Source organism: Coleofasciculus sp. E1-EBD-02 (assembly GCF_040218245.1).
Classification (GTDB): Bacteria; Cyanobacteriota; Cyanobacteriia; order Cyanobacteriales; family Coleofasciculaceae; genus Coleofasciculus.
The window spans coordinates 1-18,111 of sequence record NZ_JAVJQN010000199.1 but is presented as its reverse complement, the minus strand read 5'-3'; the positions used below and the strand labels follow the sequence as shown (position 1 = coordinate 18,111).

The window sequence follows — 18,111 nt, the reverse complement described above, 5'->3', positions numbered from 1 at the left end:
TTGGATTCCGGTAGTGGCAATGTAGACGCGAGTGCTAATAGTAATTTAACCACAGAAAATATCACCACCTCTGGCGGCACGATTAACCTCACCAGTACACAGGGAGAAGTCAATAGTGGTAACTTGGATTCCGCTGGTGGTAATGTAGACGCAACTGCTAGTAATGATCTGAACACAGAAAATATCACCACCTCTGGCGGCACCATTAACCTCACCAGTACACAGGGAGAAGTCAATAGTGGTAACTTGGATTCCGGTAGTGGCAATGTAGACGCGAGTGCTAATAGTAATTTAACCACAGAAAATATCACCACCTCTGGCGGCACGATTAACCTCACCAGTACACAGGGAGAAGTCAATAGTGGTAACTTGGATTCCGCTGGTGGCAATGTAGACGCGAGTGCTAGTAATGATCTGAACACAGAAAATATCACCACCTCTGGCGGCACCATTAACCTCACCAGTAAAGACGAAGAAATTAATACGGGTGACTTAAATTCTTCTGCAGCTATTGGCGGCGATATTACCGTAAATGCGAATATCAGGATTCAAACTGGAGCCATCAATTCTAGCGGCACTGAAGGCGATGGCGGCAACGTTATCCTCGATCCTTTGGAAGATATTACCGTCAATTCTATTAATGCCCAAGGCGGCAGCAATGGTCAAGGTGGTGATGTTGACATCACGACACAACAATTCTTTCAGGCAACAGGAAGTTTTACCGATCAAAATGGCATAGACGCTAGCATTTCTACGGCTGGTGGTAACGGTGGTGGCGATATTACCATTCGTCATGATGGTGGCGCACAGGAGGTAATTGAACCTTTTGTTGTCGGTAATGGTAATACGAATGGTACGGCACAAGCCATTACCAGTGGGGAGTTTACGATTGCCCCTGTTCAGTCATTTCCAGGCAGTCATACTCTCGGCAATATCCGGATTATTACAACTGATCCTTCAACTAATCCAACTGATCCGACTGATCCGAATAATTTCAATAGTCCTCTAATAGAGTTCAAGAAACCGTTAGAGCGCCCTCCTACTCCTAACGCCTTGGATCAAGAGCCAATTATCAACGCTGATGTTTACAAAATAGAGCGCTACTTTACCCAGGCATTTGAGAAACAACTGGGAATGGAGGCGGAAAAAATCCTCACCTTGGATGAAATCCGCAATCGCTTGCGTAGCATTGAAGTGGCAACTGGGGTTAAACCTGCTGTAATTTATGGGGTTTTTGTACCGAGTAGTACAAACTCTGAAAAGGAATTAGAACTGATGCTGGTAACAGCGGATCGGGATGTTATTACCAAGCGAGTGTCAGGGGCTAAACAGTCTGATGTCCTGAATACAGGACAGAACTTTCGTCAAGAAATTCTTGATGGTGGGTTTGGATATTTAGATGACGCCCAACAACTGTATCAATGGATGGTAGCCCCCTTAGAAACAGATTTACAAGAAACAGGAATTGAGAATTTAGTCTTTATTCTCGATGAAGGGTTGCGCTCATTGCCCATAGCCGCTATCCATGATGGAGATAACTTTATCGTGGAGCGATATAGTGTGAGTTTGATGCCCAGTGTGAGTCTCACAGATACCCGTTATGCCAATATTAAAACGATGCCCGTTTTGGCAATGGGTGCTTCAGATTTTCCCGATAATCCTCTTCTGGAACAATTACCAGCAGCGGCGGCTGAGGTATCGATTCTGACTAATACCTTATGGCGTGGTCAAGCCTTTCTCAATGAGAATTTTACCGTTAACAATCTCAAGGCAAAACGCGAGGAAAAACCCTTTGGCATTATTCACCTGGCTACCCATGCAGAATTTGAACCGGGCGCACCTAGTAATTCTTATATTCAGTTATGGGATACTAAGGTAGGAATAGACGAAGTTCGTAGTTTAGGCTGGCATGATCCGGCTGTAGAATTAGTGGTATTGAGTGCTTGTCGTACTGCCTTAGGTGATCCAAGTGCCGAACTGGGGTTTGCTGGATTTGCGGCTAAAGCTGGAGTTAAATCAGTATTAGCCAGTTTATGGTACATCGAGGATTGGGGAACATTGCCAATGATGGCAGAGTTTTACAATAATCTGGATGATGCACCGATTAAAGCGGAAGCGTGGCGACGGGCGCAAATGGCAATGATTGAAGGAAAGGTTAAGTATGAAGACAATCAATTAATCTTATCGGATAAAGCCATTACTTTGCCAATTACTGATGCTAACCCGGGAAATCCTGACTTATCTCATCCCTATTACTGGTCAGCATTTAGTATTGTTGGTAATCCGTGGTAAAAGGTAGAGATGCGGAGGGGCGGAGGGGCGGAGGTGAATTTTTCAATTAACCAATGACCAATAATATTTATCGGGGAAAATGAGCGTAGATAATCAGTTTGAGCCACTTTTGAGCGGTGAAGTCTTGTCGGTTGATGAATCAACACAACTTTTAATTGGAAATCGCACGTTCCGAGTGGATGAATTTCTAGAAGTGATAAGGATGCAGCTTGAAGGGTTAGAGGGATGGAATCAAGATAAGGATGCCTGGTTTAGTGAAAAGGGTATTTCGGCTGAAGTTTTGAGATTTACAGCTAAAGGTTGGCAAAAAGGTACGGTGAGAATCAGCCTGGAATTTGTTCCTGAAGAAACTGAGACTCAGAAATCCCCAGCTTTAAATACAAGCGAGACATCACCAGAGCAAGAGGAACTGCCGATTATTGGAATGATGGGCTAGAGATGTAGTGGACTGACACAGCTAAAATTGTGGATTAGATTTGACGTTTAACCCTTCGACTTCGCTCAGGGTTAAACCGGGCGCAAGCCTTGCGCCCCTACAATGCTAATCCACCAATTAAGGTGTGCCAAACCAGTAGTGGCGTGACCGGGTTAAAATAGGACTTTGTTTGTAGTAAGCACGAAGAGTGCTTTAACGCCTAGCTGGAGAGGGCTAAAGCCCTCACTACGAACCAAATCTATTTCACCATTTTAGGTGGGTCACGCCAGTAGGGTGGGCAATGCCCACCTCACGGTAACTTGAGGTTGATTATCATGGCGGCACAATGTCTTGTCCCAATCCCATAGTGTGAGGTTGGGGAGGGCGGGTTTTGTAGAAAAGTTATTGGTTTGTCTGTTACTTTTGTCCCTAAACCCGCCCCTACAGCTTGGCTCTCTCTACTTGAACTCATTCATCCACAAAAACACACCGCCTCATTACACTCATTACTTCTCCCGGATTTGCCGTTGGTGTGAGAGGACTCCACTCGGTTACATTGGCGAAACCGAGGCGATACAACGTGTGAATGATTTTCACCACGCCTTTGGCAGAACCAACGACGATAACTTTGACAAATTCTCGTCTTGAGTCTGAACGGGTAGACGCTTGTAGCTGTATCGAGGCTTCGGGGGGTTTGGTATCGGTCAAAACGTTCTGAACCATTGGGGTTTCCCTGATTTGCGTTTACCTGGAGTATTCGCAGATCTGCGAATAGTCAAATTGTACGCTGTATCTTCGCAGATCTGCAAATATTTACTTCCTGATCTTCCTCTGACACGATGGGGAACATGGGAAAAGCAGGCAAAGTCCTTCGGCAAGTTTTGGAGAGCTACGGCATCAGCCAGAACAAATTGGCTCTCACGTTGGGAGTTAAACCTTCCGTTGTTTTTCGCTGGTTTCATGAGCAGACAGATCCCAGTGCTGAAACTGTCCGAAGTATTGCTGAAGCTTTACAAGGTCTTGATCCAGCCGCTGCTGATGAGTTTGTCCGGCTTTATTTAGGAGACTATCTTCAAGACAGTGATAAAACCTGAAAGTGAGTTGGAGCAGGGCGGGTTTTGTAGAAAGGTTATTGGTTTGTCTGTTAATTTTGTCCCTAAACCCGCCCCTACAGCTATCCACAAGCACACATCGCTTCATTACACTCATTACCTCTCCCAGATTGGCTGTTGGTGTGAGAGGACTCCATTCCGTTACATTGGCGAAACCGAGGCGATACAACGTGTGAATGATTTTCACCACGCCTTTGGCAGAACCAACAACGATAACTTTGACAAATTCTCGTTTTGAGTCTGAATGGGTAGAAGCTTGTAGCTGTATCGAGGCTTCGGGGGGTTTGGTATCGGTCAAAACGTTTTGACCATTGGGGTTTCCCTGATTTCACTTGGTCTTGATATACACAGAAGTGTGTATAATTCAAGCTTACCGGATAACCACAGATTTGTGTAGATTTACGCGGTGAAAATTTTTTGACACGATTGAGGGCATGGGAAAAGCCGGAAAAGCCCTCAGACAAGCGTTAGAAACATTTGGCATTAGCCAGAATAAATTGGCAGTGGCATTGGGCGTGAAGCCTTATGTCGTTTTTCGCTGGTTTCATGAACAGACTGATCCCAGTGCCGAAACTGCGGCAGATATTGCTAAAGCTTTACAAAGTCTTGAACCAGCCGCTGCGGATGAGTTTGTCCGGCTTTATTTGGGGGACTATCTTCAAGACAGTGATAAAACCTGAAAGATGCCAGGATTAGTAGTGAGCAAGATGCTCACACTACAATCTGATTTTTCACGAGAAGCAAATGGTCAAGTCGGGGCGGGTTTAGTCACATCTGGGTTAAGTCGGAAATGATAGTAGTAAAACCCGCCCCTACAAACCCGGTTCCCTCGAAGGTGGTGAAGGAGCAGCCCCTAGATATTTGTGACCTCAATTTGGCTTATAGCATTTTCATAAAACCAATGAGTAATCAATGGGGTTTTAATGAATATTTTGGAATCTTTATTTTCAGATTAGCTGATGTTTCACGGGAAGCGAATGGTCAAGTCGGGTCGGGTATAGAACTTGTAATTTGAATAGAGGGCGACCCGACCGAATTGAATGGACGGGTGTTGTGAATTGATGTAAGCGGGTCGCCCCTACAGGTTGTTATATCATGTTCACCCCTCTCCTATTCTCGTTGATATACCTTGCCAATAGCATCTCTCTTTCAAAAGGAGGATGTTCTAGAAACAAATACTGACTTATTAATAATAAGGATACTCAACCACATACGCGATTAGTCCTCTGGAGAGGTTAACTACCCCGCTCATGCTTACCCACAGCTTCAATTCTCGGATGAGAGTGGCTGTGGATAGTTGTCAGAGATGGATAGAGATGAACAGAACCGCAGACTTGCATCGAGCCAATCAACATCAAACCAACCAGGGAAGCGTCGTTTCCATTCGCAGCAGCGTCATCGACGTTCAGTTTCCGAATCAGCTTCCGGAAATGTATAGCCAGCTTAGAGCAGGTGAGGATGACAAGATTGTGATTGAGGTGGTTAACCATCTTAACGATAAGACGATTCGGGGTATTGCTTTGACCCCAACGTCAGGGTTGGCGCGAGGTTCGGTGGTTAGGGATACTGGTGTTCCCTTGCAGGTTCCTGTGGGAAAACAATTACTGGGTCGTGTGTTTAATGTGTTTGGTGATCCTATTGATAAAAAAGAGGAGATCAAAGACGTAGAATGGCGTTCCATTCATCAACCTGCGATTTCTCTGGCTGAACAATCGACGACTTCCGAAATTTTGGAGACGGGGATCAAAGCGATTGATGTGCTAGTTCCTTTAGAACGTGGCGGAAAAGCGGGATTGTTTGGTGGTGCGGGTGTGGGTAAAACGGTTCTGCTCACGGAAATGATCCACAACATGGTGACTGAGCATGAAGGGGTAAGTTTCTTTTGTGGGATTGGCGAACGCAACCGGGAAGCGGAAGAACTCTATCGCGATATGCAAGAGGCGGGGGTTTTAGAGAGTACCGTGATGGTATTCGGGCAAATGAATGAACCGCCAGGTGCTAGATTCCGGGTTGGTCATGCGGCTCTGACTATGGCAGAGTATTTTCGGGATGATGTGCAGCAAGATGTGCTGCTGTTGATTGATAATACGTTTCGGTTTATTCAAGCGGGACAGGAGGTGTCGGGGTTATTGGGGCGATTACCGTCTCGTGTGGGGTATCAACCGACGCTGGGAACCGAGTTATCGGAATTTGAGGAACGGATTACGAATACCGCAACGGGGGCGATTACTTCGGTACAGGCGGTGTATGTTCCAGCAGACGATTTTACTGATCCGGCTGCTGTTAATACGTTTGGTCATTTATCTGCTTCGCTGGTTCTGTCTCGTAAACGGGCGAGTCAGGGATTGTATCCTGCGGTTGATTTGCTGCAATCGGGGTCTAAGATGTTAAGTCCGACGATTGTGGGAGAACGTCATTACCAAATTGCTCAAGAAATTAAGAGTACCTTGGCGGGTTACGAAGAACTTAAAGACATTATCGCCATGTTAGGGATGGAAGAATTGTCCCAACGCGATCGCCAAACGGTCAACCGGGCGCGACGACTTGAGCGCTTCTTAACTCAACCGTTCTTTACGACTGAACAGTTTACTGGGAAAAAGGGCAAACTGGTGAGTTTAGACGAAGCCTTGGATGGGTGCGATCGCATTCTCAATGATGAGTTTAGCGATTATTCTGAGCGATCGCTCTATATGCTCGGTTCTATCGACGAAGCACTTGTAGAGACGCGCCATGGCGCGTCTGGGAGCGGGGGAGATGAGGGAGCAGGGAGAGCAGAGGGAGCAGAGGGAGCAGAGGAAGCAGGGGGAGCAGAGGGAGCAGGGGGAGCAGGGGGAGCAGAGGGAGCAGGGGGAGCAGGGGGAGCAGGGGGAGCAAACAAATGACGAATGACGTAGCTTGCTTCTCAAGGGAAGTGAGTATGACGAATAACAAATAACAAATGACGAATAACCAATGAACCTGAAAATCTTACTTCCTACAGAAATACTTTTAGATCAAGAAGTGACTAAAGTATCCGCAGAAGCGGAAAATGGTTCCTTTACCTTATTACCGAATCATATTGACTTCGTAACAGCAATTGTTCCTGGCATTTTATTCTTTGAATCTGAATCAGAATCCACCCCAGAGGTGTTTATCGCTGTGGATGAAGGAATTTTAGTTAAATGTGGGGCAGATGTTTTGGTTTCAACGGGACGAGCGATTCGATCTGATGACTTAGAAACGTTACAGCAAACCGTAGAAGAGGAGTTTTGGCGCTTGGATGAACGGGAAAAAATAGCAGCTAGTGCGATCGCGAAATTAGAAGCGAGTTTTGCTCGTGGTGTATATGAGATAGGAGGGTCAAGTGGCGAAGCGTCCTAATCACTCTAGACGACGACAACACAATAAGACGTTTCTGGGGAAAATCAAAGATAAATCAATCCGTAAAGTTAAAGCCCGCAAGGAAGAAAATTTAAGTGTTTTATATGGCTTGACATTGATGGGGTTTGTCGGCTGGTCGGTTGGCATTCCCACGTTAATTGGGGTGGCAATTGGACTGTGGCTGGATCAAGTTTGGCTAACTCCATTTTCTTGGACGCTAATCCTCATGTTGGTTGGTTTGAGCCTCGGTTGTCTAAATGCCTGGTATTGGGTACAGCAGGAGTCTGCCGATGAGTGAATCAGCACAGACACTCCCTCTATTGATTTTATTGGTGGGCGCCATTAGCACGATTTCCATCCTGATTAAGGAAGGGATGACGCGCTTGGGCTTACCCAGTTTAGTGGGGTATTTGGTGCTAGGCTTTCTGCTGCGGCTGGCGGATTCCCAATGGCAATTTTTGGGAGAACCGGGGCAGGAAATTTTTGAGTTTTTAGCCGAAGTGGGTGTGATTTCGTTATTGTTTCGGGTGGGGTTAGAAAGTGATTTAGCGGGATTGATGCGCCAGTTATCCACAGCAACAAAAATTGGGCTAGTCAATATTGTTGTTAATGGGGGTTTCGGATTTGTCACCTCCTATTGGCTACTCGGACTGGCATTTATCCCCAGTTTATTTATTGCGATCGCGTTTACGGCAACCAGTGTGGGTGTATCGATTGGGGTGTGGCAAGAAGCCAATGCTACTCATTCCCAATATGGGGAATTACTGTTGGATGTGGCGGAACTGGATGATATCTTGGGGGTAATTTTAATGGCGTTATTGTTTGCTGTTGCGCCAGAAATTCAAGACAGTGGCACAGGAGAATTACTGCCCGTCATTGCCCAAACCTCTGGCATATTTTTTCTGAAAGCCGTTGTATTTGCGGCATTTTGCTATGTTTTCTCGCGCTTTTTGGAGGCAAAGCTGACCAAGTTCTTTCGCCAAATTGAAGCGCCACCGGAACCGATGCTGGAGGTGGTGGGGATTGGCTTTATGATTGCCGCGATCGCGGGGTTGTTGGGGTTTTCGGTTGCTATTGGTGCATTCTTTGCCGGATTGGTGTTTAGCCATGATCCCGATGCGGTCAAGTTTGATGCGTCGTTTGACTCTTTATACGAACTGTTGACGCCGTTCTTTTTCATTGGGATTGGCTTGAAAATTAACCCCAGTGCGCTAACGGCGGCTTTGGGGATAGGAGGAATTCTCCTTGTCGCTGCTGTACTTGGCAAACTCATTGGTGCGGGGGGTCCAACTTGGTTAACCACAGGTTGGGCGGGTGCTGCATTAATTGGCGTCAGTATGGTTCCTCGCGCCGAAATTACCATGATTGTCATGGGTAAAGGACTCTCCTTGGGAGAGTGGGCGGTATCCAATCAGGTTTTCGCCGCCATGGTTGTTGTGTCAGCGGTGACTAGCATTCTAGCACCGATTGTTCTGCGTTCGTTGTTGAACAAATTGCCTGAAACTCAAACAGGAGTAAGTAACTGATGCCTATTTCACCGCAGCTTATTGTCTGGATTGCGATCACGTTAGTGCAAGTCAGCCTACTGGCAATCGCACCGTTGTTGATTCGCTGGCTTTCTTTACTCCCTTAATTGTTATGAACTTATCCTCGTTTAGATTAGATGCATTATGGCACATTTGGAACAGGCAAAAATTATGCCATTTCTCTTAAATTGGGCAACGAATAAACCCCCCGGCTATCGCCGTCCCCCATGGAACAAAAAGCGAAGCATCCTTTGGCTTTCCCCATGCAACAGAAGCGAAGCAACATCTGGTCTCCCCCTTTTGAAGGGGGACGGAAGGGGGATCTAAAGGGGGACGGAAGGGGGATCTAAAGCAACATCCTTAAATAAGGGCGGGTTTAGTCACATAATACCAGACAAAAAAAAGTTAATAGTAAAACCCGCCCCTACAGTAAAATTTTTTATCGGAGCATCACCATGAACAATGTATTGCATTTAATCCTCGCCTTTCCCGCTGGCTTTGCTCTGGGAATTTTCTACTTTGGTAGCCTTTGGCTCACCGTGCGGCAATTGCCAACCACCCGTTATCCGATTCGCTTATTTGTGGGTAGTTATTTAGGTCGTATGGTGCTTGCTTTACTCGGCTTTTATATCATCATCAACGGACATTGGGAACGAGCGCTGATTGGCGTATTGGGTTTAATCGTCGCCCGCACATTGTTGGTGCGTCGTTTTGAACCAAAACCCTGGCATTTAGAACAACCCGCTAGTCATCAAACTCATTAATTTATGATTGAGTTTGTGGATAGGCAAAGTCCCCGAAAAACGCGAGCGAGACGCTCGCACTACTACAACCAACGGTTAATTTGAAATTGAGAGAAGGAGACTAATGGATGTTACCCCAGATACTATTATTTTTTGGCAGTGGCAGTGGTTTAAACTGAATGCCACCCTGGTTTATACCTGGCTCGTCATGGCAATTTTGGTCGTGGGTTCTTGGCTGGTGACGCGCAATTTGAAAGTTGAACCCGAAGAAATGTCGAACTGGCAAAATCGCTTAGAAATTATTGTCGAGATGATTAACGGTGAGATTCGCCAAGCCACTAATAGAGAACCGAGTGAATTTCTGCCGTTTGTGGGGACAATCTTTCTGTTCTTTGCCCTTGCCAATATTCTCACCATCATTCCCGGTTACGAATCCCCCGCCGCGTCTCTATCCACCACAGGCGCTTTTGCCTTGTGTGTCTTTTTTGCTGTACCGTATTATGGGATTAAGCATTCTGGGTTTGGCAGTTACCTTAAACATTTTATTGAGCCGACGCCCGTTGTTTTACCGTTCAATATTCTCAGCGAAATTACCCGGACGCTATCTTTAGCCATTCGCTTGTTTGGGAATGTGATGAGTACGAGTTTATTGGTGGCAATTGTTTTATCCCTCATCCCGCTATTTCTACCTATTCCCGTCAGAGCGTATGGAATCGGAATTGGGGTAATTCAGGCGTATGTTTTTGCCATTTTAACCCTGGTCTATATCGCGTCAGGGATTCGCGCCCAGCGTAAGAGTCAACAAAAACGACAACAGCAACAGCAATCAGAAGAAGGAGCAACTTAATATGGATAATCTTGGTCTTATTGGCATCGCCTCGATTCTTGGTGCCGCCCTTTCCATCGGATTGGGGGCAATTGGACCCGCGATTGGGGAAGGATTGGGGTTGGCAAATGCCCTACGTGCGATCGCGCAACAGCCGGATAAGGCAAATACGATTACCCGCACCTTATTTGTGGGGATGGCATTTATTGAATCGACGGCGATTTATGCCTTCATTGTGTCGATTATTCTCATTTTTGCGAATCCATTTTGGAATCACTTTTTAAATCAGGGAGGAGGATAATCCAGTGATTGATTGGTTTACATTTATTGCCCAAATCATTAACTTCATTATCCTGGTTTTTCTACTGTGGCGCTTTTTGTATAAGCCCATAACTAAAACCATGGGTGAGCGCCTCAAGCGGATTGAACGTCAGTGGAAAGAAGCTCAACAGAAACAAGAAGAAGCCGAAGCCGAGGCAAAATCCTATCGCCAAAAGCAACAAGACTTAGAACAACGGCGAGAAGAGTTGCTGAATGAAGCGAAAGAAAAGGCAAAAGCTGAACAGGAAACATTAATCAAACAGGCACGTCAAGAGGTTGACCGAAAACAGGCAGAATGGCACGAATCTATTGAACGCCAACAAGACTCGTTTCTGGAAAACCTACGACAACGGGTACAAGAACAAACGCATAAAATTAGCCGTCGCGCATTACAGGATTTGGCAAATGCTGAGTTAGAAGAACGGGCGATATCGGTTTTCATCGAACGCTTAAAACACCTGGAGGACGAAGAACGAAAAACCTTCAGGCAATCAGTACAGGAATCTGAGGAGGATGTGGTTATCAACAGCGCCTTTGATATGTCAGAAGAGACACAGCAAAAGTTACGGGATACTCTCCGCCAGGAAAATATTGTCAATGGCAATGAGATAAAATTTTCCACCTCATCTGATTTAATCTGTGGCGTAGAAATGCGGAGCAAAAATCATCAGATTGCTTGGAGTTTAGCTGACTATCTAGAAAACCTAGAGGAACAGTTATCTAAAGAATTCCTGAATAAGCGAGAGCCGGAGGCTGAAGCAAAAGGAAAAGCAGAAGACGAACAAGGAAAGCCAAACGGAAAACAAGACGAACAGGATAAAAGGAAGCTGTTAGGTCTGAAGGAGTATAAAAGATGAAATGAGATAAATCATCCTTGAGGCAGATAAATTTTGACGCCTCATTTTTTAAGCTAAGTGCCGAGGACTAGAAAGTTGAGGTAAATTAGCCGAACTATTTTCTTTCTAGTCGCAGGACTATATTTTACAAATTGGCAATTTGCCCAAAACCACACAAGGAGATATGATTGAATGCTGAATCGTTTGCCTAAAAAAGAATGCAATAGCTGGGTAGGAGTAAAGAAAGGAGGCGCGTTTACCTTAATCACCTTATCCCTACTCCTAGGCGCTTGCACTCCCGAACCCGAAGCCACCGTTCCGGAAACGGAAGTAGACACAACCTTGACGGAAACCGATGATACAGACGTTGAAGATGTTGTTGAAGATACTGAAGAACTGATCGGTGAGATGGTAACCGTTACGGGTGAAGTTGAAGAAGATTATGGAATTAACACATTTGTCATAGAAGAAACTGGTGAAGTGTTTGCTGATCAAGTGTTGGTGATCAACACTGCTGCAACAGAGCCGATTCTGGAAGAACAGAATGTCCGAGTTACCGGAGAAGTTCGCCAATTCGTGATAGCTGAGTTTGAGCGGGATTATGACTTAACTTGGGAGGGGGATATTCGGCGGACGATAGAAGCTGAGTATGAAGGACAGCCTGTTATCATTGCTGATGCTGTCGAGGTATTGGATATTCCCTAGAATTTCGGGTAAAAACCCCTAAGCTGTCACGCATTTAAATTTGGGAATGGGTAGCGAGCAAGATGCTCGCACTACCAGGATTTTGCACTTCTTGACATTAAGGTTTAAATGCCAAACAGCTTACTCCCTAGCAAGCAAGACTCTCGCACTACGGCGACGACAGCAATTCTCTTTTTCCTCTTTCCTCCTGCCATCTACCATCTGCCTTTTTCATGAACGGAAAGTCAATGTCACTACAAACGGTTCTAGATGACACCTTTACCCAGTTAAACCAGGGATTAGAAACCTATCAACCAGAACTCCAACTGCGGGAGGTAGGTTTGGTTAAATCGGTATCCCGTGGCATTGCAACGGTTAGCGGTTTACCGACGGTAAAAGCTGATGAACTGATTCGCTTTCCGGGTGGGTTGTTGGGAATTGCGTTTAATTTAGACCCGGATGAAGTGGGGGTTATTTTACTAGGGGAAAGCGAACATATTGAAGCCGGCGATCGCGTACAGCGCACGGGACGGATTTTGGATGTGCCAGTAGGCGAGGCGCTGATTGGTCGGGTGATGGACGCCACAGGTCGTCCGTTGGATAATCGGGGTGCGATTCAAACCACTGAACGTCTGCCCATCGAACAGGAAGCCCCTGCTATTTTAGACCGCGCCCCGGTAAAAGTACCATTACAGACGGGTCTGAAAGTTGTAGATGCGTTAGTTCCCATTGGTCGTGGTCAACGGGAATTGATTGTTGGCGATCGCCAAACCGGGAAAACCGCGATCGCAGTGGATACGATTATTAATCAAAAAGGGAAAGATGTCATCTGCATCTACTGCGCCGTGGGTCAACGTACCTCCGCCGTGGCTAAAGTAATTGCCCAGTTGCGTGAACGAGAGGCGATAGATTATTCCATGGTTGTTGTTGCTACCGGGGAAGATTCTCCAGGGTTGCGCTACATTACCCCATACTCAGCGATGTCTATTGGCGAATATTTTCGCGATCGCGGACAGGATGCGTTAGTGGTAATTGATGATATGACCCGCCATGCTTGGGCATATCGTGAACTGTCCCTACTCCTGCGGCGTCCACCAGGTCGAGAAGCCTATCCCGGTGATATTTTTTATATTCATTCCCGGATGTTGGAACGGTCAACCCACCTCAGCGAAGAGTTGGGGGGCGGTTCTCTAACGGCATTACCGATCGTGGAAACCCAAGCCCAGAATATTTCTGCCTATATTCCTACTAATTTAATCTCAATTACCGACGGTCAGATTTACGTGTCTCCGGATTTATTCCAGCAAACCGTCTTACCCGCCGTGGAGGTGGGTAAATCGGTGTCACGGGTTGGCGGAAAAACCCAGTTATCAGCGTATCAAGAAGTGGCGGGAGATTTACGCCTGTCTTATTCTCAATTCCAAGAAGTGGAAGTATTTGCCCGGTTTAGCACCCAGCTTGATGAAGACACTCGTCACACCCTAGAACGAGGGCGTCGGGTGCGGCAGATCCTCAAGCAAAAGGAATCCCAACCGTTATCGGTTCCTGAGCAAATTGCTGCCCTTGTCGCCCTGAATGAGGGGGTTTTTGATGAACTGCCCTTGGATCAGGTGAGAGACGCCGAAACAGCCGTCAGAGAAGCGGTGACAGAGGAATTATCTGAAGTGTGCGATCGCGTTGTATCCGGTGAAGCGTTAAGGGATGAGGATTTAGAGGAAATATTACGGGTGGCGAACGAGGCGGTACAGGCGTATAAACCTGAACAAGAGCAAGAAGAAGAACGAACTGAACAAGAGTCGGAACAAGAGAAAGAAGAAGGGGAGGAACCGAATCAGGTAGAACAGTCTGAGGAGGACAAAGAGGAGGACAATAAACAGCAAGAAGAAGATCAAGAGAAAGAAGAATCTGACAATCAATAAAGACAGATTCTCAATCTCGCCAGGGTGTTGTCATCAAGGATTTTTATGAACGGTATACTAATTTTTATCATTGTAGCAGTTGTGGTCTTGGCAATCTTTGCAATTGCTAAAGGTAGTAAACGCCGGGGTAGATCTGGTGGTGCAGGCGTTTTCGTTGATAGTGACGGCGGTAATGGCGACGGTAATGGCGGTGACGGTGGCGGTGACGGTGGCGGTGACGGCGGTGGTGTAGGCGGTAGTTCTGGTGTAGGCGGTAGTTCTGGTGGCGGCGGCGGTGCTAGTGGCGGTGCTGGTGGCGGTGGCGGTGCTGGTGGCGGTGCTGGTGGCGGTGGCGGCGGTGCTGGTGGCGGTGGTGGCGGCGGCGGTGGCGGTGGTTGATGCTAGAGTTGTAGGTTGACCCTTCGACTTCGCTCAGGGTCAACCTCCTGAATTTCGCTATACCCCACACCCTGTCTACTTTTTAGCTAATTTGCCACCCCTTGAGGAATCTGACAATTAGCCGATGGCGCGATCGCTCCTCATCCGTGTAAACTTAAGCCAAAACCCTTGCCAATTTTGGTTTACACCTATTCAAGGTAAGCATAGCCTCAACCGAGACATTTCCTTATCGAACTTGGCAGGCGAAAGTATCTTTACTTCCCCAGCTTCCCCTGCTTCCCCTGCTTCCCCAGCTTCCCCTGCTTCCCCTGCTCCCCCTGCTTCCCCTGCTTCCCCTGCTTCCCCAGCTCCCCCAGCTTCCCCAGCTTCCCCTGCGCCCCTACCCTTTCTGCGGACATCACCGTTAAAATTCTGGTGACCACAAATCAACAATAGCGACCTCAAAACCAGGAAGTAAATCAGGAATCATTAGTACATCACCATCGCCTAAAATCTCGACCTCGGACTCAGGACGATAAATTTCGACCCGACGCTGTGGCGGATTCATCAAAATACCAACTTTTGTTCCTTGCTCCAGAAAAAATTGAATCTTATCTCTCAACGATTTTAAGGTATCTGTTGGTGACTTTACCTCAACCATTAAATCAGGAGCCAGTTCCGCAAACGAACGAGGACTTCTGGGTAACCGTTCAGCTAAAACAAAAGAAACATCAGGCGCTCTGACATTAGCATTGGGTAGGTCAAAACCTGCACTAGAAGCTGTCACCCGACCAAGCTTTTGAGGTCTTACCCAATTCCCTAAAACCCGGACAAATTCGGCGACGACTTCATCTGACTCATAACCCGATGGACTCATCATTACGATTTGCCCGTCAACTAACTCCATGCGATACTCAGGATGTTCTGCTTGTAATTTCTCCAAGTCTTTGCGGGTCAGAGCTGTCAGAGAAGCCATAGAACCTCTTTGAGTTTATATCTAGAATGATTGATAAATTCATTGTATTACCGTTGAGCGCAACTCGGTATTAGGTTTAATGGCACTGAAATAAGCATTTTAGAATCGCCGAAACCTTTAGTACACCGTAGTGGCGTGGCACACCTTAATTGGTGGATTAGAATTGTAGGGGCGCATGGCGTGCGCCCAGTTTAAACGTCAAATCTATTCCACAATTTTAGCTGTGTCAGTCCAGTAGCGTGCAGCATACCAGTCAGTGGCATTCGTATTAGGCTCTTATCCCCAACGACGAACTAAGATATCTTGAGAGAAGAACTCCCGTTAAGAGAAAATCCTTTTTCAATGACTGCGACTACTTCCAACTCCGCCAAACACAAAAAAGCCAAAGCCTTGAAACCAGGGATGATCCGCCCTGCCAAGGAACTCTGTAGCGAATGTGGTCTGTGTGATACATACTATATTCATTATGTCAAGGAAGCTTGTGCCTTTCTTAACCAACAGATTCCCGAATTAGAAAGCCAAACCCATGGACGTAGCCGGAATCTGGATAATCCCGATGATTGGTATTTCGGCGTCAACCAGGACATGATGGCGGCGCGGAAAGTTCAACCGATTGAAGGGGCGCAGTGGACCGGAATTGTTAGCACCATTGCCATTGAAATGCTCACCAGTGGCAAAGTTGAAGGCGTTGTCTGTGTGCAGAATACCAAAGAAGACCGTTTTCAACCGATGCCGATTATCGCCCGGACTCCAGACGAGATTCTCGCCGCCCGGGTGAATAAGCCCACCCTGTCTCCTAACTTGTCAGTCTTAGAACAAATCGAACAGTCGGGGATGAAACGCCTATTAGTGATTGGCGTCGGCTGTCAAATTCAAGCATTACGGGCGGTGGAAAAAGAACTGGGTTTAGAAAAACTCTATGTTCTGGGGACGCCCTGTGTGGATAATGTCACCCGCGCTGGCTTGCAGAAATTCCTAGAAACCACCAGCAAGTCCCCCGATACCGTCGTGCATTATGAGTTTATGCAGGACTTTCAAGTTCACTTCAAACATGAAGATGGTTCAATTGAGAAAGTCCCCTTCTTCGGACTGAATACGAAAGAACTTAAGGACGTATTTGCCCCATCTTGCATGAGTTGTTTTGATTATGTCAACTCTCTAGCCGATTTAGTTGTCGGCTACATGGGCGCCCCCTTTGGTTGGCAATGGATTGTGGTGCGAAATGACCGGGGACAGGAAATGCTGGATCTGGTGCAAAATCAGCTAGAAACTCAATCAGTTACGTCTAAGGGTGACCGACATCAAGCGGTGCAACAGAGTATTCCGGCGTATGATAAAGGTGTTACCTTACCGATGTGGGCAGCCAAATTAATGGGGGTGGTGATTGAGAAGATTGGTCCGAAAGGATTAGAATATGCTCGTTTCTCGATTGACTCCCACTTTACCCGCAATTATCTCTATGTGAAGCGTCATCACCCAGAGAAATTAGCGGCGCATGTGCCAGAGTTTGCCAAGCGAATTGTGGGACAGTATACTTTACCTGATTAAGGGAGTTATCGAGCAAGGGAGTGGGGTTAAGTTGCGATTTCAACCAATCAGTATCAAGCGCAACTGACCCTGACTCAATTGATCGGGTATAGTTCCAGCAAAACGCGATCGCCCGATTACAAATATCACGACAATCCAACTCTTATCAATTCTGTTATATAGCGCGTCTAAATGCAACGCGAAATCTTTTTGTTCCCTGTTCTTTAAACCAATGCCTTCCAAAACCTTTATTGTTCGCGCCCACGCGAGAACCATCCATACTCGCCCAGTCACATTCATCTGTGCCAAGTGCCATCAGGCGACGACTCGCGAATGTTATCCGGGTAAACCACCGAAATACTGTCTCAACTGTGCGCCGAAGAAGAAGAAAGCCTCAGCCACCCGAACACCCGAAAAGGGTATGTTTAAACCGACTCATCACTTAGTTTCTCATAGAACAGGTGAACAGATACCCGTATGCTTAGAAACCTCCCCTGATCCGGGATGGTTTTGGGTGCGTACTGCCCTGGATTGGTTTTCCGGAGAGTCGATTATTCAATATCACAGACAGAAGGGATTATATAGTCGAGATAAACCCTTGGCGGATTACTCCCTAGAGGAGATAGCCTCTGACACGGGAACTTAACGGTTACAAATATTCAATGTCTTGAAGATGTCAGGAATCTGGTTAATCCCCAAACGATTTGCCCAGTTTTGTTTAGCAGGTTTTAGCGATCGCTGAGTGGGAAAGCGTTCAAATAAGCGGTCTAATTCACTTTTACCGCCTTCATCCCACAGCATTTCAATCGGTTTAAATGTTTCAGTATGGGGAAAATCAGGACGGTGGCGAGTTAATCGTTCAGCGTGCTGGGTTAACGGCTGAAAGTGAATCGAATAATAGAGTCGGTTGACTGGATAGTTTCTGATTTCAAAGCAGGGGAAAAATTCTGGAAAGCGTTCCCTGGCTTCTTTAAAACGGTTATAGATATCCCGTTCCCAGCGTTTGCGGGTAATATCATCAATGTCTATATCTTGCTTAGTGAGGAGAATCATCGAATTATTGGAACGGTGCATAACTAGTGCAGCGCGGCAGAAATACTTGAGCAGCTCATCTTAGGGTAAAATGGAACAATGAAGCCAAAAAAACTGGATGACCTAATCAAACTATTGCACTCATAACAACCTTAGCCATGCCTGACCCCCGTCCCCTGAGGATT

General features: G+C 46.5%; 22 protein-coding genes. 18 read left to right on the top strand and 4 right to left on the bottom strand.

Annotated features, from left to right (window positions below; all coding sequences use genetic code 11):
- Window positions 1-2,292, top strand: a 2,292-nt coding sequence (locus tag RIC07_RS30955) for a CHAT domain-containing protein (protein WP_446397868.1), incomplete at its 5' end; no start/stop codon positions are given.
- A 79-nt stretch (window positions 2,293-2,371) separates the two neighbouring features.
- Window positions 2,372-2,728 carry a KGK domain-containing protein gene (locus RIC07_RS30950; protein ID WP_446397867.1) on the top strand — a complete coding sequence of 119 codons (357 nt, stop codon included), beginning with the start codon at window positions 2,372-2,374 and terminating at the stop codon, window positions 2,726-2,728.
- A 447-nt stretch (window positions 2,729-3,175) separates the two neighbouring features.
- Here RIC07_RS30950 and RIC07_RS30945 read toward each other — a convergent pair whose 3' ends face one another.
- A complete protein-coding gene (locus RIC07_RS30945) occupies window positions 3,176-3,430 on the bottom strand; it encodes a hypothetical protein (protein WP_446397866.1) in 255 nt (84 codons plus the stop codon).
- A 116-nt stretch (window positions 3,431-3,546) separates the two neighbouring features.
- On the opposite strand from RIC07_RS30945, the gene RIC07_RS30940 reads away from it, so the two are divergent.
- The 14 genes from RIC07_RS30940 to RIC07_RS30875 all read left to right on the top strand — a co-directional run bounded on the left by RIC07_RS30940 (window position 3,547) and on the right by RIC07_RS30875 (window position 14,412).
- Window positions 3,547-3,801, top strand: a complete 255-nt coding sequence (locus RIC07_RS30940) for a helix-turn-helix domain-containing protein (RefSeq protein ID WP_446397865.1) — start codon at window positions 3,547-3,549, stop codon at window positions 3,799-3,801.
- Complete coding sequence (locus tag RIC07_RS30935) at window positions 3,788-4,057, top strand: hypothetical protein (RefSeq protein WP_446397864.1); 270 nt, start codon at window positions 3,788-3,790, stop codon at window positions 4,055-4,057. The genes RIC07_RS30940 and RIC07_RS30935 overlap by 14 nt, the downstream gene beginning before the upstream one ends.
- 196 nt (window positions 4,058-4,253) lie before the next feature.
- Window positions 4,254-4,499, top strand: coding sequence for a helix-turn-helix domain-containing protein (locus RIC07_RS30930; RefSeq protein WP_446397863.1), 246 nt, complete (start codon window positions 4,254-4,256; stop codon window positions 4,497-4,499).
- 636 nt (window positions 4,500-5,135) lie between these two features.
- Complete coding sequence (atpD, locus tag RIC07_RS30925) at window positions 5,136-6,701, top strand: F0F1 ATP synthase subunit beta (protein ID WP_446397862.1); 1,566 nt, start codon at window positions 5,136-5,138, stop codon at window positions 6,699-6,701.
- A gap of 70 nt (window positions 6,702-6,771) precedes the next feature.
- Window positions 6,772-7,179: a F0F1 ATP synthase subunit epsilon gene (locus RIC07_RS30920; protein WP_446397861.1), complete on the top strand. Its 408-nt coding sequence runs from the start codon at window positions 6,772-6,774 to the stop codon at window positions 7,177-7,179.
- On the top strand, window positions 7,163-7,477 hold the full coding sequence (locus tag RIC07_RS30915; RefSeq protein WP_446397860.1) for an AtpZ/AtpI family protein: 315 nt from the start codon (window positions 7,163-7,165) through the stop codon (window positions 7,475-7,477). The genes RIC07_RS30920 and RIC07_RS30915 overlap by 17 nt, the downstream gene beginning before the upstream one ends.
- The gene (locus RIC07_RS30910) at window positions 7,470-8,705 is read left to right on the top strand and encodes a cation:proton antiporter (protein WP_446397859.1); all 1,236 of its coding nucleotides are present in this window, start codon (window positions 7,470-7,472) and stop codon (window positions 8,703-8,705) included. The genes RIC07_RS30915 and RIC07_RS30910 overlap by 8 nt, the downstream gene beginning before the upstream one ends.
- 455 nt (window positions 8,706-9,160) lie before the next feature.
- Window positions 9,161-9,469 carry an N-ATPase subunit AtpR gene (locus RIC07_RS30905; RefSeq protein ID WP_446397858.1) on the top strand — a complete coding sequence of 103 codons (309 nt, stop codon included), beginning with the start codon at window positions 9,161-9,163 and terminating at the stop codon, window positions 9,467-9,469.
- Between the two features lie 103 nt (window positions 9,470-9,572).
- Window positions 9,573-10,295 (top strand): F0F1 ATP synthase subunit A, encoded by a 723-nt coding sequence (locus tag RIC07_RS30900; RefSeq protein ID WP_446397857.1) that lies wholly within the window; start codon window positions 9,573-9,575, stop codon window positions 10,293-10,295.
- A 1-nt stretch (window position 10,296) separates the two neighbouring features.
- Window positions 10,297-10,575, top strand: coding sequence for a F0F1 ATP synthase subunit C (locus RIC07_RS30895; protein ID WP_446390342.1), 279 nt, complete (start codon window positions 10,297-10,299; stop codon window positions 10,573-10,575).
- Between the two features lie 4 nt (window positions 10,576-10,579).
- Complete coding sequence (locus tag RIC07_RS30890) at window positions 10,580-11,452, top strand: F0F1 ATP synthase subunit delta (protein ID WP_446397856.1); 873 nt, start codon at window positions 10,580-10,582, stop codon at window positions 11,450-11,452.
- A gap of 171 nt (window positions 11,453-11,623) precedes the next feature.
- Window positions 11,624-12,136: a hypothetical protein gene (locus RIC07_RS30885; RefSeq protein WP_446397855.1), complete on the top strand. Its 513-nt coding sequence runs from the start codon at window positions 11,624-11,626 to the stop codon at window positions 12,134-12,136.
- A gap of 212 nt (window positions 12,137-12,348) precedes the next feature.
- Window positions 12,349-14,034, top strand: a complete 1,686-nt coding sequence (locus RIC07_RS30880) for an alternate F1F0 ATPase, F1 subunit alpha (protein WP_446397854.1) — start codon at window positions 12,349-12,351, stop codon at window positions 14,032-14,034.
- A 45-nt stretch (window positions 14,035-14,079) separates the two neighbouring features.
- Window positions 14,080-14,412, top strand: a complete 333-nt coding sequence (locus RIC07_RS30875) for a hypothetical protein (protein WP_446397853.1) — start codon at window positions 14,080-14,082, stop codon at window positions 14,410-14,412.
- A gap of 192 nt (window positions 14,413-14,604) precedes the next feature.
- Here RIC07_RS30875 and RIC07_RS30870 read toward each other — a convergent pair whose 3' ends face one another.
- Both RIC07_RS30870 and RIC07_RS30865 read right to left on the bottom strand, forming a co-directional pair.
- Window positions 14,605-14,841 (bottom strand): hypothetical protein, encoded by a 237-nt coding sequence (locus RIC07_RS30870; protein ID WP_446397852.1) that lies wholly within the window; start codon window positions 14,839-14,841, stop codon window positions 14,605-14,607.
- On the bottom strand, window positions 14,816-15,367 hold the full coding sequence (locus RIC07_RS30865) for a Uma2 family endonuclease (RefSeq protein WP_446397851.1): 552 nt from the start codon (window positions 15,365-15,367) through the stop codon (window positions 14,816-14,818). Before RIC07_RS30865 ends, RIC07_RS30870 begins: the two co-directional genes overlap by 26 nt.
- Window positions 15,368-15,709: 342 nt before the next feature.
- Between RIC07_RS30865 and RIC07_RS30860 the strand changes: the two genes are divergently transcribed.
- On the top strand, window positions 15,710-16,915 hold the full coding sequence (locus RIC07_RS30860) for a Coenzyme F420 hydrogenase/dehydrogenase, beta subunit C-terminal domain (RefSeq protein ID WP_446397850.1): 1,206 nt from the start codon (window positions 15,710-15,712) through the stop codon (window positions 16,913-16,915).
- Between the two features lie 211 nt (window positions 16,916-17,126).
- On the top strand, window positions 17,127-17,540 hold the full coding sequence (locus tag RIC07_RS30855) for a hypothetical protein (RefSeq protein WP_446397849.1): 414 nt from the start codon (window positions 17,127-17,129) through the stop codon (window positions 17,538-17,540).
- Here the strand turns inward: RIC07_RS30855 and RIC07_RS30850 are convergent.
- Window positions 17,537-17,968, bottom strand: coding sequence for a hypothetical protein (locus RIC07_RS30850; protein WP_446397848.1), 432 nt, complete (start codon window positions 17,966-17,968; stop codon window positions 17,537-17,539). The two genes, RIC07_RS30855 and RIC07_RS30850, sit on opposite strands and share 4 nt — an antisense overlap.
- Between the last annotated feature and the right edge of the window lie 143 nt (window positions 17,969-18,111).